Source organism: Anaerosphaera multitolerans, from assembly GCF_004006535.1.
In the GTDB taxonomy this organism is placed as follows: domain Bacteria; phylum Bacillota; class Clostridia; order Tissierellales; family Peptoniphilaceae; genus Anaerosphaera; species Anaerosphaera multitolerans.
The window spans coordinates 113,052-134,427 of sequence record NZ_RLIH01000003.1; the positions used below are offsets into that span (position 1 = coordinate 113,052).

The 21,376-nt window shown below is 31.0% G+C and carries 25 protein-coding genes; 1 reads left to right on the forward strand and 24 read right to left on the reverse strand.

All coding sequences use genetic code 11. The annotated features are described in order from the left end of the window. Window positions 1-262 precede the first annotated feature (262 nt). Window positions 263-1,654 carry a CitMHS family transporter gene (locus EF514_RS03065; protein ID WP_127723721.1) on the forward strand — a complete coding sequence of 464 codons (1,392 nt, stop codon included), beginning with the start codon at window positions 263-265 and terminating at the stop codon, window positions 1,652-1,654. Between the two features lie 34 nt (window positions 1,655-1,688). Here the strand turns inward: EF514_RS03065 and citX are convergent, their stop codons facing one another. From citX to ylxM, 24 genes are all read right to left on the reverse strand, one after another. Further along, a complete protein-coding gene (gene citX / locus EF514_RS03070; protein ID WP_127723723.1) occupies window positions 1,689-2,204 on the reverse strand; it encodes a citrate lyase holo-[acyl-carrier protein] synthase in 516 nt (171 codons plus the stop codon). Between the two features lie 2 nt (window positions 2,205-2,206). Then, window positions 2,207-3,211: a [citrate (pro-3S)-lyase] ligase gene (gene citC / locus EF514_RS03075; RefSeq protein WP_127723725.1), complete on the reverse strand. Its 1,005-nt coding sequence runs from the start codon at window positions 3,209-3,211 to the stop codon at window positions 2,207-2,209. After that, window positions 3,204-4,043 (reverse strand): triphosphoribosyl-dephospho-CoA synthase CitG, encoded by an 840-nt coding sequence (citG, locus tag EF514_RS03080; RefSeq protein ID WP_127723727.1) that lies wholly within the window; start codon window positions 4,041-4,043, stop codon window positions 3,204-3,206. Before citG ends, citC begins: the two co-directional genes overlap by 8 nt. A gap of 58 nt (window positions 4,044-4,101) precedes the next feature. Next, window positions 4,102-5,577, reverse strand: coding sequence for a ribosomal protection-like ABC-F family protein (gene abc-f, locus EF514_RS03085; protein WP_127723729.1), 1,476 nt, complete (start codon window positions 5,575-5,577; stop codon window positions 4,102-4,104). A 145-nt stretch (window positions 5,578-5,722) separates the two neighbouring features. Then, window positions 5,723-7,069, reverse strand: coding sequence for a thioether cross-link-forming SCIFF peptide maturase (scfB, locus tag EF514_RS03090; RefSeq protein ID WP_127723731.1), 1,347 nt, complete (start codon window positions 7,067-7,069; stop codon window positions 5,723-5,725). A gap of 47 nt (window positions 7,070-7,116) precedes the next feature. Then, window positions 7,117-7,263: a six-cysteine ranthipeptide SCIFF gene (gene scfA / locus EF514_RS03095; protein ID WP_127723733.1), complete on the reverse strand. Its 147-nt coding sequence runs from the start codon at window positions 7,261-7,263 to the stop codon at window positions 7,117-7,119. A 9-nt stretch (window positions 7,264-7,272) separates the two neighbouring features. Continuing rightward, window positions 7,273-7,569 (reverse strand): preprotein translocase subunit YajC, encoded by a 297-nt coding sequence (gene yajC / locus EF514_RS03100; RefSeq protein WP_127723735.1) that lies wholly within the window; start codon window positions 7,567-7,569, stop codon window positions 7,273-7,275. A 15-nt stretch (window positions 7,570-7,584) separates the two neighbouring features. Next, window positions 7,585-8,700, reverse strand: a complete 1,116-nt coding sequence (gene tgt / locus EF514_RS03105) for a tRNA guanosine(34) transglycosylase Tgt (RefSeq protein WP_127723737.1) — start codon at window positions 8,698-8,700, stop codon at window positions 7,585-7,587. 58 nt (window positions 8,701-8,758) lie between these two features. Next, window positions 8,759-9,781, reverse strand: a complete 1,023-nt coding sequence (gene queA, locus EF514_RS03110) for a tRNA preQ1(34) S-adenosylmethionine ribosyltransferase-isomerase QueA (protein WP_127723739.1) — start codon at window positions 9,779-9,781, stop codon at window positions 8,759-8,761. Window positions 9,782-9,797: 16 nt separating this feature from the next. Then, complete coding sequence (locus EF514_RS03115) at window positions 9,798-10,934, reverse strand: SpoIID/LytB domain-containing protein (RefSeq protein ID WP_127723741.1); 1,137 nt, start codon at window positions 10,932-10,934, stop codon at window positions 9,798-9,800. Continuing rightward, a complete protein-coding gene (gene ruvB, locus EF514_RS03120; protein ID WP_127723743.1) occupies window positions 10,931-11,950 on the reverse strand; it encodes a Holliday junction branch migration DNA helicase RuvB in 1,020 nt (339 codons plus the stop codon). The genes EF514_RS03115 and ruvB overlap by 4 nt, the downstream gene beginning before the upstream one ends. Window positions 11,951-11,955: 5 nt before the next feature. Beyond that, entirely contained in the window at window positions 11,956-12,549 is a 594-nt protein-coding gene (gene ruvA / locus EF514_RS03125) for a Holliday junction branch migration protein RuvA (protein ID WP_127723745.1), read from the reverse strand. Window positions 12,550-12,551: 2 nt separating this feature from the next. Further along, the gene (gene ruvC, locus EF514_RS03130) at window positions 12,552-13,046 is read right to left on the reverse strand and encodes a crossover junction endodeoxyribonuclease RuvC (protein WP_127723747.1); all 495 of its coding nucleotides are present in this window, start codon (window positions 13,044-13,046) and stop codon (window positions 12,552-12,554) included. Window positions 13,047-13,083: 37 nt separating this feature from the next. Next, the gene (locus EF514_RS03135; protein WP_127723749.1) at window positions 13,084-13,857 is read right to left on the reverse strand and encodes a hypothetical protein; all 774 of its coding nucleotides are present in this window, start codon (window positions 13,855-13,857) and stop codon (window positions 13,084-13,086) included. Between the two features lie 81 nt (window positions 13,858-13,938). Further along, the gene (gene asnA / locus EF514_RS03140) at window positions 13,939-14,937 is read right to left on the reverse strand and encodes an aspartate--ammonia ligase (protein ID WP_127723751.1); all 999 of its coding nucleotides are present in this window, start codon (window positions 14,935-14,937) and stop codon (window positions 13,939-13,941) included. Window positions 14,938-14,998: 61 nt separating this feature from the next. After that, window positions 14,999-15,634: a zinc dependent phospholipase C family protein gene (locus EF514_RS03145; protein ID WP_127723753.1), complete on the reverse strand. Its 636-nt coding sequence runs from the start codon at window positions 15,632-15,634 to the stop codon at window positions 14,999-15,001. Window positions 15,635-15,699: 65 nt separating this feature from the next. After that, window positions 15,700-17,355 (reverse strand): glycosyl hydrolase family 18 protein, encoded by a 1,656-nt coding sequence (locus EF514_RS03150; protein WP_127723755.1) that lies wholly within the window; start codon window positions 17,353-17,355, stop codon window positions 15,700-15,702. 99 nt (window positions 17,356-17,454) lie between these two features. Next, entirely contained in the window at window positions 17,455-17,802 is a 348-nt protein-coding gene (gene rplS / locus EF514_RS03155) for a 50S ribosomal protein L19 (RefSeq protein WP_127723757.1), read from the reverse strand. A 6-nt stretch (window positions 17,803-17,808) separates the two neighbouring features. Beyond that, window positions 17,809-18,537 carry a tRNA (guanosine(37)-N1)-methyltransferase TrmD gene (trmD, locus tag EF514_RS03160; protein WP_127723759.1) on the reverse strand — a complete coding sequence of 243 codons (729 nt, stop codon included), beginning with the start codon at window positions 18,535-18,537 and terminating at the stop codon, window positions 17,809-17,811. Then, window positions 18,534-19,043, reverse strand: a complete 510-nt coding sequence (gene rimM / locus EF514_RS03165) for a ribosome maturation factor RimM (protein ID WP_127723761.1) — start codon at window positions 19,041-19,043, stop codon at window positions 18,534-18,536. The genes trmD and rimM overlap by 4 nt, the downstream gene beginning before the upstream one ends. Continuing rightward, complete coding sequence (locus tag EF514_RS03170) at window positions 19,027-19,263, reverse strand: KH domain-containing protein (protein WP_127723763.1); 237 nt, start codon at window positions 19,261-19,263, stop codon at window positions 19,027-19,029. Before EF514_RS03170 ends, rimM begins: the two co-directional genes overlap by 17 nt. A 24-nt stretch (window positions 19,264-19,287) precedes the next feature. Continuing rightward, the gene (gene rpsP, locus EF514_RS03175) at window positions 19,288-19,581 is read right to left on the reverse strand and encodes a 30S ribosomal protein S16 (RefSeq protein WP_127723765.1); all 294 of its coding nucleotides are present in this window, start codon (window positions 19,579-19,581) and stop codon (window positions 19,288-19,290) included. 51 nt (window positions 19,582-19,632) lie between these two features. After that, window positions 19,633-20,967 (reverse strand): signal recognition particle protein, encoded by a 1,335-nt coding sequence (ffh, locus tag EF514_RS03180; protein ID WP_127723767.1) that lies wholly within the window; start codon window positions 20,965-20,967, stop codon window positions 19,633-19,635. After that, a complete protein-coding gene (gene ylxM / locus EF514_RS03185; protein ID WP_240648992.1) occupies window positions 20,957-21,346 on the reverse strand; it encodes a YlxM family DNA-binding protein in 390 nt (129 codons plus the stop codon). The genes ffh and ylxM overlap by 11 nt, the downstream gene beginning before the upstream one ends. Window positions 21,347-21,376: the final 30 nt, after the last annotated feature.

Below are 21,376 nucleotides of genomic sequence, written 5' to 3' on the forward strand. Positions count from 1 at the left end.
AACATTTCTAAATATTACGTGCTATACTGTAAATATTTAGAAAGATATTATTTAGAATATTTCGAAAATTAAACAACGTAGGTAAAGACTTTTAAGGAGTTTATCTAAATTTTAAAGATTAAAACAAACGAAAATACAATGATTATGCGAAGTGATTTTAGTCTTCCCTACTCATCCTTAATAAAGTTTCCTGCAGATGACTAAGATATTATTATAAATTTATTTTATATAATATAAAAATTAATAAAGAGGAGATGAATCTATGACACTTACAATTCTTGCTTGGGGTATGATTATTGTTTTCTTAGCCCTTGTAATGACGAAAAAAATGCAACCTTTTACGGCACTTGTGCTCGTTCCTTTAGTTTTTACTATTATAGGTGCATTTCTAGGACTTTACACAGAACAAGTTTCAGTTGCTAATGAAATTAGCGCTTCGCAAGTTGGACTGTGGGATCAAATTAAAATCGTTGGTGATTGGACTGTTGATGGTATTCAACAAACTTCAAAAACAGGTATTATGTTACTTTTTGCTATTTTATTTTTTGCTATTATGTTAAATGCCGGACTTTTTGATCCAGTAACTAAAAGTATGATTAAAATGGCTAAAGGAGACCCTGTTAAAGTACTTGTTGGTACTGCAGTAGTAGCTGCTGCTGTTTCATTAAACGGTGACGGTACTACAACGACTTTAATCTGCTGTACAGCTTTTATTCCAATCTATAAAAAGCTGAATTTAAAAATGATGAACCTTGGTGTGCTCATAATACTTATGAATACTATTATGAACCTTCTTCCTTGGGGAGGACCAACAGCACGTGTTATTTCAGTTTTAGCTGAGCAGCCGGGAGTAAACGAACAAACTATCTTAAAGGCTCTTATACCTGGAATGGTTGTTTCTGTAGTTTATATGCTTGGTGTTGCTTACTATCTTGGTTTAAAAGAGAGAAAAAGAGTTGGAATTCAAAATCTAACTGATGCAGATATTGAAGCACTAACAGCTCCTGCAAGTGAAGAAGAGGAGGCTTTAAAGAGACCTCAAAACTTAGTAATTAATGCTATTTTAACTATAGGTATAGTTATTATGTTAGTAGTTGGTACCTTCCCTTCACTTTTCCTATTCCTAGTAGGTACTGCTTTAGCTCTTATGATTAACTATAAGAAAATAAGCGAACAAAAGGCTAGGATTCAAGATAATGCGGGAGATGCACTACAAGTTGTTATTTTAGTACTAGGTGCCGGAATATTTATGGGTTTATTTACAAACTCCGGAATGTCCGACGCTCTTGCAGCAAGTTTAATTAAAATTATTCCTGAATCACTGGGAAGATTCTGGGGACTAATTACTGCAATAGTTTCTGCTCCGGGAACATTCTTCCTATCAAACGATGCTTTCTACTATGGAGTGCTTCCTGTATTTGCAGAAGCAGGATATCAATATGGATTTACAGCATTGGAAATAGGTACCGCATCACTTCTTGGTCAGGCTTTCCACCTTTTAAGTCCATTAGTTGCATTTATTTACTTGCTACTAAACTTAACTGGACTAGATATGGGAGCATGGCAAAAAGAATCTGCTAAGTGGGCTATAGGAATATTTGTGATTTTTATAGGTATGGCAGCAATTACCGGTGCCGTTCCACTTTTCAAATAATCAAATTTTTAAAGACCTACCAACTGGCAGGTCTTTATTTTTCATTTAAAATCAATTTATTTACTTTAGCTTTAATTTCTTCTAAACTATGGTTTTCTTCTCTCATACACTGGACTGCACTTTTGGAACAAAGAATACACTTTCTACTTGATAATCCCATTTCACTTCTGGATATTTGATTAAATTCTCTATCAAATACATCAATATCTAAAAGTCTTGTACTTTCATTTTTTTCTTCAAGCTCAACCATTAACCCTTTAATGTTCTCTCCATTAGAATTTACTACTGCATAATACTCCATTCCCGTTTTTTTATTAAAATACAGTTCATCTATTAATTCAATTTTTTCCTTCCTTAATATTTTCTTTATTTCCAATATATATTTTTTATGAAATAAAACGTAACTATCTTTATTTTTTACTTCTCCCGGGATGTTTAGCATAAAGGATATTAATGTGGACTTATATTTATCAATAAATTCTTTTTGAATTTTTCTTCTTTCTTCCTTACTTTCTAACATTTCTGCCATTCTAACTTCATAGTTATCCATTTCTATAAACCATCCACAATTCTTTTACCCTCTTCGCTCTCCAAAGCATTAATAGTACTTTGAGGTAAAAGTCTATAAGCGCCTTTATAATCCTTTTCTTTTAAAAACTTTCTAACAACACTTGCGGATATTATTTCCCCATCTACTCTGTATCTTTCAATTTCCACAACTTCTACTCCATACATAGGAAGTATACTTTTCATTTTGTCATTATATTCTTTGGTAACTATATCAGTAACTTCAGTCCCCACAAATCTCTTTTTAATATTTAAAGCCTCTACAAAGTACTTGGCAAAAATAGTAATATCCAAAGAAGTGTAGCTTTCTATTATTGTTTGAGTATCCTTATAAAAATAAGTTGGAAAAGTATTTTTAGATATAATGTATTCATTTCCTCTGTGTAAAACTACATTTTTTAAATGAGCAGTAGCATTTTTAACTACATTGTACCTAAACTCATAAGGAAAATCACTTTTATCTTCAATTACCATAAATAAATTAAGTCGTTTAACTTGACTTGCCGCCTCTTCAATAAGTTTTAAATGTCCCAAAGTCATGGGATTTGCATTTAAAACTATAACACCTGACTCCAAATTCTCAGGGTTGGTATTTTTTAAATCTTCAACTATTTTATAAAGTTCATCTATTTTATTATCTAAAAGAGCTACTTCCTCCACTTCTGCAACTAATTTAAATCCGAAGTCCGTAAATATTTTCTTATTACCTGGTTTAGTGAAAATAAATAAATGGGTTATTCCTCTATTGTATTGGTATTCTATTAATTTGGAGACTATGGTATTTGTAATAGCCATATTCCTATATTCTTCATCTATGGCAAAACACTTAAGAACATTACCGCTTACAGAACCTGTTGCAACTATTCTTGAATTTTCCTCAGCTATTACAGTATATTCTACGTCTTTTTCCAGTGTTAAATTATTTTCGTTTAAAAAGGATTCAATTCTCTTTCTATCTATTAAATAAACAGCTTCTTTATACTCAATCATAGTATTCCTCCAAAAAATAAAAATATAAAGTCAATGCTAAATAGTCAGCACATCCTCCGGGACTAATGTTTCTTAAAATAAATTGATCATTCATTTCGTAGATATACTTCCTTCCCTCTTCCGTATGCATTCCACCTAAAGATATGGCTTTATCTGCACTGTTTTTTACATATTCCAGACCTTTTAAAGAAGAACGTTTAATAGTATTTGAATCATCTATTTCTCTTAGAAAGTACATCAACACCTCTACAAGACTGTCATTTAAATCCAAAGTTTCTAAACATCTCTTTAAATTTTTTAGGCCAATGGTTACAGCTTTTCTAAAACCTTCTTCAGCCTCGCCTCTAATACCTTTTAAACCATACTTTCCATATTGTATCTGTCCCTGTGTCTTTAATGTATTATTTTCCAATTCCGAACTAATACCGCTACAAATTCTTTTTACTTCTTCAGTTATTGTTAATGGATTAAATTCAATATCCGAACTTTTTACAACTGCTGTTGAATAAACAATCATTCCAAGAGAAAAAATTGCCCCCTTATGAGTATTTACACCCTTTGTAGCATTAAACATTCTAGCTTCATACTCCATTCCAATTTCTCTTAACCTCTTAAAATTCTTTTCATTGTTCCCTTTCTTCCCTAACATATAAACTTCTTCAAAATAATCGGGAAGTGAAAGTGCACTATTTATGAAAGTAAAATAATTCATATCAGTATGGCTTCCATTATCTTTTAAATCTACTAAACCCGGTTTAGGAGTTACTGAGACTTCATATATTAAGGCATAAAATGCCATCCTTTTAACAATTTCTGTAGTTAATTTACTCATAAAATCTCCGAATAATCAGTTTAAAAAATAAAAGTTCCTTTAAGGAACTTTTATTTAATTATAATCTTACACTTTTTGTAACTATGCTTCTTTGAAAATTAGAATCATGCTCAACAAAAATTAAAGTCGGTTTATATTCCAACAACAAATCTTCTATTTGCATACGCGAAAAAATATCTATATAGTTTAGCGGTTCATCCCAGATATATATATGTGCTCTTTCACTTAAACTGGCACCTATTAAAACCTTTTTCTTTTGACCGCTGGAAAACTCAGCAATATCTTTTTCAAATTGTACTCTATCAAAACCCATTTTCCTCAAGATTGTTTTAAATAGACTTTCATCAATATTCCGACTTGCTGCATATTCAGTTAATGTTCCCTTTAAATTTGAAGTATCCTGAGCAACGTAAGAAATTTTTAAATTAGAAGCTTTAATAATTTCTCCGCTGTATTCTATTTCACTTCCTACTAATAAATTTAATAACGAAGACTTTCCACTTCCATTAGGTCCTATAATATTAACTCTATCTCCCTGTGTTACGTTGAAACTAACAGGACCACAAACTTTTTTATTGGAATAAAACAGCTCTATATTTTCTAAAGTAAATAGCATACTTGAATGGTGAGCTAAAGGTTTAATAATTAAATCTTCATTTACTTCTATATTTTTTAATAATTTAGATTTTTCATCAATGGATTTTAATTGTCTCAACTCTAAAGATTTGGACCTTTTCATCATTTTTGCAGCCTTATGTCCTACATAGCCCTTATCTTGTTTGTTACCTGAGACCTTTACATTTTTACTTTTTTCAACTTTGTCAGACCATCTTGATGTTCTATCAACTGAATCCTTTAACCTGCTAATATCTTCTTTTAATTCTCGATTTTTTCTCAGTTCAAATTCATCTATCCTCTTTTTATTTTCCCACCAAGTAGAAAAATTTCCTTTTTGAACTTCTATATTAGACTTATTTATTGATAGTATATGATCTACACAATTATCTAAAAAATCTCTATCATGCGACACTAAAATAAAACTTTTTTTGTTTTTCAAATAATCAGCCACAATCTTTCTACCTTCTAAATCTAAGTGATTAGTAGGCTCATCTATCAGAAGAAAATGACCTTCATTTAAAAACAAAGCTGCTAAAAGAGCTTTGGTTTGTTCTCCTTTTGATAGAGTCTTAAAAGGTCTATATAATATTTCACAATCCACATTTAAAAGAGACAATTCTTTTATAAATTCCCAATCTTCAGACTGTGGCGAGATTTCCTGTAAAACATCTAAAGTAAAAACACTTGTATCACTTACTTTAAAAGGAAAATAATCAAAGATTACTGAGGAATTAATTTCTCCACTATATTCATAGTTACTTAAAAGTAAATTTAGAAAAGTGGTTTTCCCTCTACCGTTTCTTCCAATGAAGCCCAACTTCCAATCAGTATCTATTTGAAAACTTACATTTTCAAATATTTTATCGTAACTTCCATCATAGGAAAAGTTTAAATCCTTAACCTGTATCAACGACATAATATCACTCCTTAATATTCAATTTTAGTAACTACTGCCTAGGAGTAATAATTACATCTTAACACCTCCAAACTCCTTATTTCTGCTATTATTATAACATATTTCACAATAAAAAATAACCACTGTCAGTGGTTATTCAGTGGTTTTATTCATTGGCTAATATAGATATAGCACATTCTATTCTCTTTTTTTCCATTTCACATCCTACGGCATAAGGCTTTTGAATGTTCCCGTTTGAATAATAAGCATTTGCATGGCAACCACCGCTACAATAATATCTTGCCCAACAATTATAGCAGTCTTCTTTTGTAAATACATTGGAACATTTAAAATTTTCTCTTAAATCATAATTCTCAATGCCGCTAAAAACATCTCCCAGTTTAAATTCCACTTCCCCTACAAATTGGTGACAAGGATATATATCACCTTCAGGTGTAACAGCAACGTACTCGGAGCCAGCTCCACATCCCACTGTTCTTTTTATTATGCAAGGACCTTGAGTTAAATCAATCATAAAATGGAAAAAGAGAAAGTCTCTGTCTTTTTTGCGAATTTTAATATAATCCTTACTCATTTTTTCATATTCATTTAAAATTTCTTCAAGATGTTCCTCTCTAATGGCATATTCTTCTTTTTCATCAGTAACGACAGGCTCAATAGATGTCATTTTAAATCCAAGATTGTAATACTCCAATAAATCTTTAGAGAAATCCAAATTCTTATTAGTAAAGGTGCCTCGGATATAATAGTCCTTATCCCCTCTTTTATCTACTAACTCTTTAAATTTAGGCACTATTATGTCATAGGAACCCTTACCGTTAGTAGCAGGTCTCATATAGTCGTTTATCTCCCTTCTGCCGTCAAGAGATAAAACTACATTGTCCATATTTTCATTTATATAATCTATTATTTCATCATTTAATAAAACGCCGTTAGTAGTTATGGTAAACCTAAAATGTTTATTATATTTTTTTTCTTCTTCTCTTCCATATTCAACTAATTTTTTAACTAATTCAAAATTCATAAGAGGTTCTCCACCAAAGAAATCCACTTCTAAATTTCTTCTGTTTCCTGAGTTTTGAAGCAGAAAGTCCAAAGCTTTCTTTCCCACCTCTTCATCCATTAAAAGCCTTTGACCTTTAAAGTCCCCCTGTGACGCAAAACAGTACCTGCATCTTAAATTACAATCATGAGCCACATGTAAACACATAGCCTTAATTATGTTTTCAGGATTATAAGAAGGCTTTAACAGCCTTTCATCCTTAGTGTATAACATACCCTCATCTTTTAATTCTTCTATTTCAGAAAGAGCTTCTTCTATAATATCTTTATTATACTTTGAAGAGTATTTTCTAATTATTTCCTCCCTAGTAAAATTTAAATAATCATCTACTAAGTCATAAATAATTTCATCAACAACGTGGACAGAGCCACTGGCTATATCCAATACAATATATTTGCCATTTAAATAAAATTTATGAATTTCCGACATCTTTATTCTCCCATTAATAAAATAAAAGGGTGGATATACCAACCCTCTTACTTATAATTACTTTCACATTTTTGATTTCCCACTGTACAGGATGTTTTACAAGCAGATTGACAAGATGTTTGACATTCTCCACATCCGCCCTTTGCATAAGTATCTTTTAATCTCTTATTTGTAAGAGTCTTTATATGTTTCATGTCTACCTCCTAATCCTTTAAATCTTCAGTTTTTTTAACTACAGAGTTAATTCCCCATTTCATTATATCAATTCTAGACTTCTCCCCTGAAGTTTCAAGACATACATAATCATCTTTAATAATTACAATTTTACCCATGATACCACCAATAGTTATTACATTGTCTCCAACTTTTAAATTGGCAATCATGTCCTTAATCTGTGCTTCTTTTTTCTTTTGTGGTCTTATCATTAAAAAGTACATAACTGCAAATAAAATGATAATAGGTACAAAAGTAGCAAGCATTGAAGTTGTATTAGCGTCCATAAAAACTCTCCTTTCTTAACTATTATAACCATATTTGCTATAAAAGTCATCTTTAAATTCCAAGAAATTGTCATTTCTAATGGAAGTTCGTATATTTTCCATTAATTTTAAAAGAAAATATAAATTATGAATTGTAGCAAGTCTTAATCCTAAAATTTCATCTACATTAAATAAATGTCTAATATACGCTCTTGAATAATTTTTACATACATAACAATCGCATTCCTCATCAAGAGGTTTAAAGTCGGCCTTGTACTTTCCATTTTTAATGACAAGTCTACCCTTAGATGTCATAACAGTTCCATTTCGTGCAATTCTTGTAGGTAGTACACAGTCTGCCATATCTATTCCTCGCTCAACTGCTTCAAATAAATAATCAAGAGTTCCCACACCCATTAGGTATCTTGGCTTATCCTTTGGCATAAAATCTGTAGTATAATCTAAAATTTCATTCATTAAATCCAAAGGCTCACCAACACTTAAACCTCCCACTGCATATCCTGGAAAATCCAGTTCAACTAAGGCCTTTGCGCTTTCCTCTCTTAAATCCTTAAACATTCCGCCTTGAATAATTCCAAATAAAGCTTGATTATCAGTGTTTTTATGGTGTTCTTTACATCTTTTTGCCCATCTTGTAGTTCGATTCATAGAGTGTTCAATATATTCATAAGTTGCAGGATAAGGGGCACATTCATCAAAACACATAATAATATCTGAGCCTAGGATATTTTGAATATCTATAGAAACTTCTGGTGATAAAAACTTTTTAGAACCGTCAATATGAGATCGGAATTCAACTCCCTCTTCAGTGATTTTTCTATTGTCACTTAAGCTGAAAACTTGAAACCCGCCACTGTCAGTTAAAATAGGCTTATCCCAATTCATAAACTTATGAAGTCCCCCGGCTTCCTTTATTATATCTGTTCCGGGTTTTAAAAATAAATGATAGGTGTTAGACAGTATAATTTGTGCTCCAATGACCTTTAACTCCTCAGGAGCCATTGTTTTAACTGTAGCTCTAGTCCCCACAGGCATAAAAATAGGCGTTTCAATTTCTCCATGATTTGTCTTTATCTCCCCCAATCTAGCCTTACACTCTTTAGATTCTTTTAATAGTTCAAATTCAAACATAATTTCTCCCATCTATATTTATAAGTAAAGATTTTAAAATTAACAAAGACGCAATGAGTTAATACAAAAACATTGCATCTCCAAAACTAAAAAATCTATATCTTTTCTCTACTGCTTCTTTATAGGCATTTAAAACCATATCTCTAGAAGCAAAGGCCGACACTAACATTATAAGTGTGGATTCAGGTAAGTGAAAATTTGTTATTAAAGCATCTACACATTTAAAATTATATCCGGGATATATAAAAATATCCGTCCACCCCTTTGATTCTTTTACAAATCCATTTTCATCTGAGGCTGTTTCAATTGTCCTAACTGAAGTAGTACCTACTGAAATAACTCTTCGATTCTCACTTTTTGCTTTATTAATCTTACTTGCAGCATCATTGTTAATAATATAAAATTCTGAGTGCATATTGTGATTTTTTACATCATCTACTTTAACCGGTCTGAAAGTTCCCAAACCCACATGTAAAGTAATATACGCGATTTCAATACCTTTGTCTTCAATTTTTTCAAGAAGCTCCTTTGTAAAATGTAAACCAGCTGTAGGAGCTGCGGCCGAACCTTCAATTTTAGAATAGACAGTTTGATACCTCTCTTTGTCCTTAAGCTTTTCCGTAATATAGGGAGGTAGTGGCATTTCACCTAATTCATCTAACAACTCCTCAAATATTCCGTTATAGGAAAATTCAATAAATCTATTGCCTTCTTCTGAAATTTCCACTACTTCAGCCTTTAATTTATCTGAAAAAAATACTTTCGTACCAATTTTTGCTTTTTTACCGGGTTTACATAGACATTCCCAAATATCCCCCTCTACTCTTTTTAAAAGTAAGAATTCAATACTCTCTTCTTTTCCCTCCCTACTTCCAAATAGCCTTGCAGGAATAACTCTTGTATCATTTAACACCAATAGGTCTCCCTTGTTTAAATAATCAAGAATATTATAAAAATGACTATGTTCTACTTCTCCCGTTCTTTTATTTAATAATAAAAGTTTAGATTCTGTTCTATCTTCCAAAGGATGTTGTGCTATTAAGTCCTTTGGAAGATTGTAATTGAAATCACTTGTATTCATTAACTTACCTTCTACATTATTTATTTAAAATTACACCCGGAAAATAAAATGAAATTATATCGTTAGCGGTTTTCCCGGTTTTCGCCATTTCCACAGCTCCTAACTGACTCATTCCCACTCCGTGTCCAAAGCCTTTCCCTTTAAATATCACTTGATCGTCCTCAATAGTAATATTAAATAAAGTGCTTTTTAGTTTCATGTTACCGAAAATATTTCTAAAATTATTTCCAGTCACTGCGACAGTATTCTCTGTGCCAATTAATTCTATAGTTTTAATTCTTCCTGAACTGTCAATTTCCTTAATATTAAAGTTTAGAAAATCTCCTATCTCATGACTAGCAGATTTTATTGCCTTATTTACTTCTTCAACACTTAACTTATGCTCCCAAGTGTAGTTATTTGAATAGGGATCTTCAAGGGTTTTTAAATATTCAACAGCATCTCCGCTCCATACATCATCTGCATTGGCAGTAACTCCTCCCGAAGATGCCCCATAAATAGTATTGGCTATTTTCCCGTTATAAAGAGCATATATCCCCTTCGTCTCATCTACAGCCTGATTGGTTTTTTCATTTTCTATGGTCTTTCCCTCATAGGCTTGGCAATTAGTAGTATCATCTAAATTGTAACCGTATTTTTCATATTTATTTATATTTTTTAAAGCAAAACTTCTTGAACAAATTGCTTGGGCCTTTAAAGCCTCTATAGGATAACTAGGTGATAGCTCTCTTGGTACTACTCCCTTTAAATAATCTTCAAGTTCCAAAGAATTTATTACCAAGAGTTTATTTTCCACTACTCTAAAAGAAATGTAACCTCTATATTCATTTTTCAATTTTAAGTATCCATCTGTAGCTAAAAGCATACTACCATCTTGAGGAAAATCAGTGGAATGAGTCTGGCTTTGACCTTTTAACTCTATCTTTCCCTCTTTTAAAGTTACATCTACTGAGCTGGTATTAAGATCCAAAACCTTATTATAATCAGCGTCAACCAGATAAATATTTTTTGTAGATACTATGCTTACAACTTCATTTTCACCATAGGACTTTCCAATTTTTACATCTAAGTAAGTCTGGCCTTCCTGTGCATAATTTTTAATTGGAAGTATTAATGAAATAGCTATCAATGCTAAAAAAAATATCTTTTTCATAAAAAATTCTCCTGCTCTCTATATTCTATACCAAAGTGTTTATATGCGGCTTCCGTTGCAATTCTTCCCCTAGGCGTTCTGTTTATAAAGCCTATTTGCATTAAGTAAGGCTCATAGACGTCCTCTATTGTTATTCTCTCTTCTCCTACAGATGCAGCAATGGCATCTATACCCACAGGTCGCCCTGAAAAGTTTTCAATCATTGTCAAAATAATTCTTCTGTCTAAATTATCTAATCCAAGCTTATCAATTTCCAACAAATTAAGTCCATTTATGGCAACTTTTTTAGTTATTACTCCATTTTCTTTTACTTCAGCATAATCTCTAACTCTTTTTAAAAGTCTGTTTGCTATTCTTGGAGTCCCTCTGGATCTTTTAGCAATTTCAAAAGCGCCTTCTCTTTCAATTCCAATATTTAAAATTTTAGCTGACCTCATAATTATCTCTGTTAGACTTTCAATATCATAGAGTTCTAAATTTAAAATAACTCCAAATCTATCTCTTAAAGGAGAAGTCAGTTGTCCTGAACGAGTGGTAGCTCCTATTAAAGTAAATTTCTCAAGATCCAATCTAATTGATCTTGCCGAAGGCCCTTTACCGATTATTATATCTAAAGCATAATCCTCCATAGCAGGATATAAAACCTCTTCAACAGACCTATTAATTCGATGAATTTCATCTATAAATAAAACATCATCAGAATTTAAATTGGACAATATACTGGCTAAATCTCCAGGTCTTTCAATAGCAGGTCCGCTAGTTACTTTTACATTTACTCCCATCTCATTAGCTATTATATAGCTTAAGGTAGTCTTTCCAAGTCCCGGAGGCCCATTTAAAAGACAATGGTCCAAAGGTTCATGTCTGTTTTTAGCCGCTTCAATAAATATTTTTAATTTTTCAACAGCCTTATCCTGTCCTATATATTCACTTAACCACTTAGGCCTTAGATTATTGTTATCAAAAGAGTTATCAAAAGAAGTCAAACTTGGTTCTACAATTCTTTCTTCATCCAAATATACTACCTCCCAAGATTTTTCAAAGCTTCTTTAATTTTCTGCGATATATCTAATTCCTCATCTACTCCAACTAAAGCTTTTTTAGCTTCATACATATTGTAACCTAAAGTCATAAGCGCTTCAATAGCCGGCGAATCATCAAGAACTTCTTCAACTTTTACACTACTTGTCAATTGAACTTTTGAATCAAAGGAATACTTTGATATCTTGTCCTTTAACTCTAAAATAATTCTTTCCGCCGTTTTTTTCCCAACACCAGGCGCAGCAGTTAAAACTTTGTAATTTTCTTCAGTTATAGCTGCTATTATCTCTGAATTTAATAGAGCGGATAAAATTCCCAAACCTACCTTTGGACCTACTCCACTTACAGTTGTAAGCAAATCAAATAAAACTCTGCTGTCCTTATGGATAAAACCATACAAAGATACATCGTCTTCTCTCAATATCATTTTAGTCATTATTCTTACTTCTTCTGAAATTTTCAATTCTTCAATTTCTTTTGAAGACATATTAATTTTATAACCTATGTTGTTATTTTCAATTACTATAAAATTATCTGAAATATGATTAACAATGCCATATATAAAATCTATCATAATTATTTCATCCTAAAATTATCTTTAAATTTAATACTTGAACCGTGAGTAATGGCAACTGCTAAAGCATCCGCTACATCATCAGGCTTAGGTATATCATTTAAATTTAATATTATTTTCACCATTTCTTGAACTTGCCTTTTTTCAGCTCTTCCATATCCCACTACAGCTTGCTTAATCTGTAATGGAGTGTATTCAAATATTTCCTTATTGTTTATTTTAGCACAAAGCACCTCAACACCTCTAGCATGAGATACATTTATAGCTGTCTTAACATTTTTATTAAAAAACAACTCTTCAAAAGCAATATCCTCCGGATTATATTTTTCAATTAACTGATTTAAATCCCTATAGATTTTTTCCAATCTATTTGGCAACTTCATTTTTGAATCCGTAAGTATGGCCCCATAATCTAATACTCTGTACTTGTTTCCAACTAATTCTACAAATCCATAACCCACTATTGCAAGGCCCGGATCTATTCCACAAATTACCATATTTCCCCTTAAAAAAAACTAAGATGTAATCTTAGTTTTATTTATATCTCTTCATTAGTTTATCATTAATTCCGTCCCAAAAGGCATTTTCAAAAATTTTCATACCATCTAAGTATAAAAATCTCACAATTTTTTTATTTAAACCATGTAATTCCTCTTTACTCAAGTGAGAATTAGTAACTACAAATTGTTCACCTTTATTCTTTTCATCTTCATCTAAATTCAACATTAACTGTTTATCAATATGCGAATTCAAATTGTATATTTTACGCTTAAGTAGACGTAAGTTAAAACGAAAAACCACATTATGAATATATTTTTTTACTTTTCTATCTCTTCTAATTTCCTTAAGCAAATTTTCCTTTAACCTTAAGATATCAGTCTTACTTATATCTGTATTAAACATTTTTTTTCGTATATATAAATCTTCTATGTCATAGTACTTAAAAGTCAACATTTCAAGCTTATTAACGCTTTTATTGGCATTTAAACCGGCTCTATAACCCTCTAAATACAAAAGTAACTCAAATCTATTTACATCATCATGAATTAAATTACTGAGATTATAAGCTATTAATTCCTTACCTTCTTTATTTTTTAAAAACTTAATAATGTCTTTTTTCAAATGTTTTAAAGATAGGTATGTAGGATAAATATTTTCTACAGAATCTTCAAAATTATAAATGTTCAATAATATATTTATTGATTCCGGATCATTATCATATAGAAACTTTTCAATTAAGAATCTTTTTATGTCTTTAAAGCAAAAGTTTAAATCTTCAGTCTTATTCTTTTTTGCCATTGCTTCCATAATCAATTCCTCCGTATCTAATAGTTTTATTATACTATATTTTGTAACCAATTTGTTAAAAATATAAAAGTTTAATTAATTTTATAGTAAAAATATTTCCTTCTCTTCACATTCTCTTATAGTATCTTCATCCCATACAGAAGCCTGAACTTCGCCAATATGTCTCTTTTCCAAGAAGAACATACACAACCTTGATTGGCCGATTCCTCCCCCAATAGTTGGTGGCAATTCACCTTTCATCAATTTTTGATGGTAAGGCAGACTCAGTCTATCCATCTTATCCGATTCTTCCAGTTGCTTCATTAAACTATCACTATTTACTCTAATACCCATACTTGAAAGTTCAATTGCATTGTCAATCATCTCATCCCAAAATAGAATATCTCCATTTAAATCCCAATCGTCATAGTCAGGGCTCCTTACATCGTGAGGTATTCCCGACTTTAAATTTCTCCCAATCTTCATAATGAAAACCGCTTTTTTTTCTTTGGCAATTTCCCTTTCCCTTTCTTTTGCAGTTAAATTAGGGTATAGATCTTCTAAATCCTGAGCTGTTATCATAAAAATATCCTCAGGTAATTTTTTACTAAGAGCATGGGGATATACTTGGTTAATATATTCCTCGGCTCTTTTAAAAACTTCAAAAATCTCTCTTACAATTAATTTTAAAAATTCTTCAGTTCTATCTTCTTCTTTTATAATTACTTCCCAGTCCCATTGATCTACATAGACCGAATGAATATTATCCAACACTTCGTCAGGTCTGATAGCATTCATATCCGCATAAAGTCCTTCGTAGGATTTAAAATTATATTCCTTTAAAGCATTTCTCTTCCATTTAGCCAAAGATTGTACTATCTCTACATTTATTCCGTAGTTTCTAATATCAAAATTCACAGCTCTTTCCGAGCCGCTTAGATTATCATTTAAACCTGTTTCAGGTCTCACCATTAGAGGTGCTGAAATTCTAGCTAAATTTAAAGTATTGGCTAAATCTCTTTGAAAATAATCCTTTAATGACTTAATAGCCATTTGAGTTTCTTTTAAATTTAGTTTGTTAACTTCTGAGTTGTTTCTCATTACTTCCTCCTATAATTAAAAATTCTCTCATCAAATGATGAGAGAACTTAAATTTCAAACTTTAATTAAATTGATATTCCACTTCTTCAGAATAATACAAGATCATTTCAATAATAAATAAAGCTACGTTAGAGCTTAATTTTAAAGCATAATCTAAATCACTGGAAAAGGACTTTTCATCTTCCATGTATTTTTCTACTACATAGTTAATGTATTCCTTTACTATATCTGCTAATTTTTTAGAATCATCACCGTATAGATTTAAATTCTCAATATTTAAATTTTTGTCCTCAAATTTATGACTTGGAGCGTATTCATTTAAATCAGATTCATACTTAATATGACTTTTCATATCATCCATAAAAGTAACTCTGTAAGCATGTGGATAACAAGTGTAGTCACAAAGATAGTGAGATATAATTCCCATTTTTTTACTCAACTGCTTAACAAAAAAAGATTTTTTGTTATTTAAGTTGGAATATCTGCCTAAAAAAATTAAATTAACTATCTCTTTTGATATAAAGTCTATGCTCTCATCTTTATAGTGACGCTTAAGTTTATAATAGGGTAATATATCAGGTGCAATACTTCCCCATTGTAATTTATCTATATCTAAATCAACGTTATATTCTAAAACAATTTTTTTATGAATTTCTCGTGCAATTATTTTATGTGTTTCTGTTAAAATTTTGAACACCTCTTTTAAAACTCAAAGTTAACTAAATATTAACTCATTCTAATTGCTTTGTCAATAAGAACCGACTAATTATAAGCAGATATTGTATTATCTAAAGTACTCCAAATATCATCTGTTTCAAATCCCTTTCTCCAACTTGCAACACCTGCTAAATTATATTTATTTACCAGTGAAGTCTTCCACTCTATTGAATCGGAATCTTCTATCCAGATTTTATATTTTTTATTATTTTCAGAATATTCTGCGTAATTTTGTTTTGACTCCTCATCCCATTTCGGATTTAAGGATTTTGTAGCTAATAAGTTTTCAGTTTGGTACATGGAAAGTACCGATGATTTAACCTCACCTGAACTTTCACTCCAAAGTCTTGTATATAAGGGTACTCCTAAAATCATTTTTTCATGTGGTATTTGTTTAAATAAAACATTTAAGTTCCCTTCAACCCATTTATATTGAGCTACAGAGCCTGCCTTATCTGAAGAAGACCAATGTTGATCATATGCCATTAACATAACATAGTCACATACGTCAGCCAAAGCCTTTCTATCATATAATTCATTTTTTACATTACTTGAAATTTGAGGAGTAACATCTACAGATACTAACAGATTTTCTTGTTTAAAAACTCCGGAAAGTTCTCTTACAAATTGAGTAATATTATCTCTGTCATCTACAGTAGTGTTTTCAAAATCTATATTAATTCCCTTAAGCCCGTATTTCTTCGTTAGCTCCAAAGTTTTTTTAATTATTATGTCCCTTGATGAGCTTTTAGATAATACCTTCTGTGTTAGTTCCGGATCAAAAGAATTATCCAAGTAAGCCCATACATCAATTCCCAAACTATTGTATCTATTTACATATTCCTGATTTCCTCTATCTATTATATTTAAATCAGTATCCTTAATAGAAAACCAAGTTGGACATATTACATCTAAACCCTTAACATTGCCAATAGCTTCTATACTTTCCTCACTTTGAGGCCCATAAGTATAGTCCCATGTTAAATTGAGAGGCTTTTTAGCCTCTCTTTTTTCACTTTCATTTTTGACTTTTAATCTTTCTTGCGGAAATTCCACATCAAGTAAATCTTTTTTAATGTATCCTGCATAACCTTCTATTTCTCTTACCTTATAGAAGTCTCCCTTTTCACCATAGACATAAACTTTTGAATCTTTGTTTAAAATAGAAACTATTGGCGAATTTAAACTCGCAGTTTCACGCATGTTTAACCCATCACCTGTGGAAACTCCCACAGCATAATCAACATCTGTATAGTCCATTAAAAGAAGTTTCTTATCTTGAATGTAAGTCAATTCAACAGGATAATCATAGATAAATATCTCAGAAGGAATTAAAATTTTTCCGTTTTTTTCAACTATGGGATCTCTTATCCCAAATTTTTTAGTATTAATAACTCCTTCAGTTTCTCCCACTTTAGCTCTTCTTGTACCTTTATCATTAGTAAAAATAACTGTCTTTTCAGCTTTATCATAGGCAACTGTATCATCAATGTGTTCTTTTATAAAATCTAATGAAAGATAGTACTGACCGTCAATTCTATCAAAATCATCTTTATCTATATCCTTATCTTCACTTATAAAGCTAAATTCATTGTACTTAGTGGAAGTTTCACTTGAACCTCTATGTTTAAATAAATAAAATCCGCCAACTCCAACTGCCAATATTACTAATGCTAAAAACCCTATAATAAATTTTTTCATTACACCATCCTCGTCAATTTTAATATATACATTATATAATCTGTATAAAAAAATTGAAAGTCATTTCAAAAAAAATAGGACTTTTAAAGTCCCATAATTTTAATAATCTGCTTTTTCTCTTACCTTAGCAGCTTTACCTTGTCTATCTCTTAAGTAGAAAAGTTTAGAACGTCTAACTTTACCCTTACGAGTAACTACTAATTTAGCAATTCTTGGAGAGTTTAAAAGAAAAGTTCTTTCAACTCCAATTCCGTAAGACAATCTTCTAACTGTAAAAGTTTTTCTTGAACCAGTACCTTGAACCTTTATAACAGTTCCTTCAAAAACTTGAATTCTTTCTCTAGTTCCTTCTATAATTCTATAGTGAACCTGTACTGTATCCCCTGCACTTACCACTGGTAAGTCTTTATTTATTTGCTCTTCTTCAAGCGCTTTAATTATATCCACTTTAAGTTACCCCCTTTCGCTTTCTAGGTATTTTAAATATTCTTTTTCAATATCTGTTAATTTTGACTTGTCAATTAAGTCAGGTCTGTTTTCCAATGTTAATTTAATAGATTGGAAAATTCTATATTGACGAATTTTCTCATGGTTTCCACTTAATAAAATCTCAGGCACTTCCAACCCATTAAATCTTTGAGGCCTAGTGTACTGTGGATATTCTAACAAACCACTGTAATGCGACTCAATGCTATAGGACTCTTCAGATGATAATACACCCGGAATTAATCTTGTAATGCCGTCTATTAAGACCATGGAAGGTATTTCTGCCCCTGTTAGGACATAATCTCCTATGGAAATCTCCTCATCTATATAATTTTCAACTACTCTATTGTCAATTCCCTCATAGTGTCCGTTTAATAAAATCAGATGATTTTCCCTTGAAAGCTCAATTAATTTTTTTTGGTTAAGAACCTTCCCTTTGGGAGATAGATATATGACCTTTGAATTATCATTTCTAACAGATTCAATAGATCTATATATCGGTCCAACTTGCATAACCATCCCCGGACCTCCGCCATAGGGATAATCATCAACCTGTCCATGTTTGTTTTCTGAAAATTCTCTAATATTTACAGTTTCTAACTCTATTATTGATTCTTTAATTGCTCTACCTACTATACTATAGTCTATCAAACAATTAAAAAACTCAGGAAAAAGTGTGAGAATACTAAATTTCAATTAATCAACCCCTCTATAGGATCAATTATAATAAATTTACTATCTATATTTATTTCTTTTATAAATTGCCTAATCGCAGGTATTAAATGCTGTCCATTTTCATTTTCCATAGCATATAAATCATGTACCGGGTTTTCAATTACATCTACTACCTTCCCCAGTAAAACATTTTCTGTATTATATACACTACAACCTATAATGTCACTAATGAAATAAGTTCCCTCTTCAAGTTTAATCCTATCACTATCTTTTACATATAAGTACTGATCTTTAAACTTTAAAACATCGTTTATATTATTAAACTCTTTAAGCTTTAAATACACGAATTTTGACTCATATATAACTTTTTCTACACTACAGGCTTCCAAGCTTTCTCCCACAAATACAGTTTTTAATTGCGAAAATCTCTCAATTGAACCTGTCATTGGAAAAATTTTCAATTCTCCCTTAATACCTCTAGTATTAATGATTTTACCAATTATGGTATGTTCACTTGATTTCTTCAATTTCTAAATTAACCTTTATATTTTCTTTAAGAGAAATTGCTTTTAAAATAGATCGAATAGCTTTTGCAATCCTGCCTTGTTTACCAATGATTTTCCCCATGTCGCTTTGCGCAACTTTAAGATAAATATTTAACTCATCGTTTTCTTTTTCTGATGAAATAGATACCAAATCAGGATTATCAACTAAAGATTTAGCAATATATTCAACTAATTCAACCATTTGATTCCTCCATACAAAAGACGATTAGTTTTCCACATCTTCTGTTTTTACTTCTTCCACTGTTTCTTTTTCAACTTTATATACGTTGTTTTCTCTAAATAATCTATCAACTGTATCTGTAGGCTTAGCTCCATTTTTAATCCAATTATTAGCTTTTTCTGAATCTACAACTACTTTTTTAGGTTCAGTTAACGGATCATAGTAACCAATCTCCTCAATGAATTTTCCATCTCTAGGGCTACGAGAATCAGCTACAACTATTCTATAAAAAGGGTTTTTCTTAGCACCCATTCTTCTAAGTCTAATTTTTACTGCCAATTTATTCACCTCCACATATATATTAATTTATATAAAATAAATTTTAACTAATTAAAAAGGAAAGGGCATTTTAAATTTCTTTTTATTCATTTTACCCATATTCCCAAACTGCTTCATCATTTTTCTCAATTCTTTAAATTGCTTTAAAAGTTTATTTACTTCAACTGGTGTAGTACCACTTCCATTGGCAATTCTCTTCCTTCTTGAGATATCAATTATTTCCGGTTTTTGTCTTTCTTCCTTAGTCATCGATCTAATAATTGCTTCCAGTCTTGCAAATTCTTTTTCATCGACATTTATACCCTTTAACATTTTGTTGTTCATTCCGGGAAGCATTCCTAAAATATCTTCAAGAGGTCCGAGATTTTTCATCTGTTCCAGTTGATCTAAAAAATCATCAAAGGTAAAACTTTGAGTTCTAAGCTTTTTCTCAAGCTCTATGGCCTTCTGTTCATCTACTGCCGATTGTGCCTTTTCAATTAAACTTAAAACGTCTCCCATGCCAAGAATACGTGATGCCATCCTATCTGGATGAAAAACTTCAATTTGATCCAGTTTTTCCCCCATTGCGGTAAATTTTATTGGAACATTTGTAACTGCTCTTATGGAAAGTGCAGCACCACCTCTTGCATCACCGTCTAACTTTGTAAGTATTACTCCCGTTAATTTTAATCTCTCATCAAAAGCAGCTGCTACATTTACTGCATCTTGACCCGTCATTGCATCTAAAACTAAAAGTATTTCTGAAATATCTAAGGCATCATTAATTTCTATTAACTCTTCCATTAAATTTTCGTCAATATGAAGTCTACCAGCAGTATCTATTAAAACTACATCGTTACCGTTCTTTTTGGCGTGTTCCACAGATGCTTTCGCTATATCTACGGGCTTTATCTTATCTCCCATAGTAAATACAGGCACATCAATACTTTCTCCTACAACCTGCAACTGCTTAATGGCTGCTGGTCTATAGACGTCACAAGCCACTAATAAAGGTCTTTTACCCTCTTTTTTCATTAGATTTGCAAGTTTTCCTGAGGTAGTAGTCTTACCTGCCCCTTGAAGTCCACACATCATAATTACTGTAGGTTTTTTAGAATAATCAATTTTAACTTCACCAGTTCCCATTAAACTGGTTAATTCCTCATTAACTATTTTAATAACTTGTTGTCCAGGTGTAAGACTGTTTAAGACTTCAGATCCTAGTGATCTTTCCTTTACAGTATTTATAAAATTTTTTACTACTTTAAAGTTTACATCTGCTTCAAGTAAAGCGAGTTTTACCTCTCGCATAGCAAGGTCAATATCCTTCTCAGACAACTTACCCTTACCACGTAACATCGACAGTGTACTTTGTAATTTATCCGATAGAGATTCAAATATCATAATAAACCTCCTCTTCATTAAAAATAATGGAATATATCTTTCTCAATGTAATATCATCTAATTCTTTTGAATTGCTTTTTAAACTTTTAAACAAATTTTTTAAATCTTCAGATTTCTTTTTGTTTTCTCTATTTAACTCAATTAATCCAAGTTTATTTTCAAATTCATTTAAGTTTATCTCCGCCCTCTTTAAATTGTTGGAAACGGCTTGCTTTGAAATATTTAACTCCTCAGCAATTTCATTTAATGAATAATCATACTTATAGTACATTTCCATGGCTTTTAATTGTTTTTCAGATAACAACTTGCCATAAAAATCTAAAAGCATATTCATTTTTATTACATTTTCAATCATATCATCACCATATTCTAGTGTCAATCTTTTTCATTGACCTTGATTATTATACTT

Excerpts from the sequence above, each read along its gene's own strand:
- EF514_RS03065 (WP_127723721.1), top strand. The coding sequence starts at position 263 with ATGACACTTACAATTCTTGCTTGGGGTATGATTATTGTTTTCTTAGCC.
- citX (WP_127723723.1), bottom strand. The coding sequence starts at position 2,204 with ATGGATAACTATGAAGTTAGAATGGCAGAAATGTTAGAAAGTAAGGAA.
- citC (WP_127723725.1), bottom strand. The coding sequence starts at position 3,211 with ATGATTGAGTATAAAGAAGCTGTTTATTTAATAGATAGAAAGAGAATT.
- citG (WP_127723727.1), bottom strand. The coding sequence starts at position 4,043 with ATGAGTAAATTAACTACAGAAATTGTTAAAAGGATGGCATTTTATGCC.
- abc-f (WP_127723729.1), bottom strand. The coding sequence starts at position 5,577 with ATGTCGTTGATACAGGTTAAGGATTTAAACTTTTCCTATGATGGAAGT.
- scfB (WP_127723731.1), bottom strand. The coding sequence starts at position 7,069 with ATGTCGGAAATTCATAAATTTTATTTAAATGGCAAATATATTGTATTG.
- scfA (WP_127723733.1), bottom strand. The coding sequence starts at position 7,263 with ATGAAACATATAAAGACTCTTACAAATAAGAGATTAAAAGATACTTAT.
- yajC (WP_127723735.1), bottom strand. The coding sequence starts at position 7,569 with ATGGACGCTAATACAACTTCAATGCTTGCTACTTTTGTACCTATTATC.
- tgt (WP_127723737.1), bottom strand. The coding sequence starts at position 8,700 with ATGTTTGAATTTGAACTATTAAAAGAATCTAAAGAGTGTAAGGCTAGA.
- queA (WP_127723739.1), bottom strand. The coding sequence starts at position 9,781 with ATGAATACAAGTGATTTCAATTACAATCTTCCAAAGGACTTAATAGCA.
- EF514_RS03115 (WP_127723741.1), bottom strand. The coding sequence starts at position 10,934 with ATGAAAAAGATATTTTTTTTAGCATTGATAGCTATTTCATTAATACTT.
- ruvA (WP_127723745.1), bottom strand. The coding sequence starts at position 12,549 with ATGATAGATTTTATATATGGCATTGTTAATCATATTTCAGATAATTTT.
- ruvC (WP_127723747.1), bottom strand. The coding sequence starts at position 13,046 with ATGGTAATTTGTGGAATAGATCCGGGCCTTGCAATAGTGGGTTATGGA.
- EF514_RS03135 (WP_127723749.1), bottom strand. The coding sequence starts at position 13,857 with ATGGAAGCAATGGCAAAAAAGAATAAGACTGAAGATTTAAACTTTTGC.
- asnA (WP_127723751.1), bottom strand. The coding sequence starts at position 14,937 with ATGAGAAACAACTCAGAAGTTAACAAACTAAATTTAAAAGAAACTCAA.
- EF514_RS03150 (WP_127723755.1), bottom strand. The coding sequence starts at position 17,355 with ATGAAAAAATTTATTATAGGGTTTTTAGCATTAGTAATATTGGCAGTT.
- EF514_RS03170 (WP_127723763.1), bottom strand. The coding sequence starts at position 19,263 with ATGGTTGAATTAGTTGAATATATTGCTAAATCTTTAGTTGATAATCCT.
- ffh (WP_127723767.1), bottom strand. The coding sequence starts at position 20,967 with ATGATATTTGAATCTCTATCGGATAAATTACAAAGTACACTGTCGATG.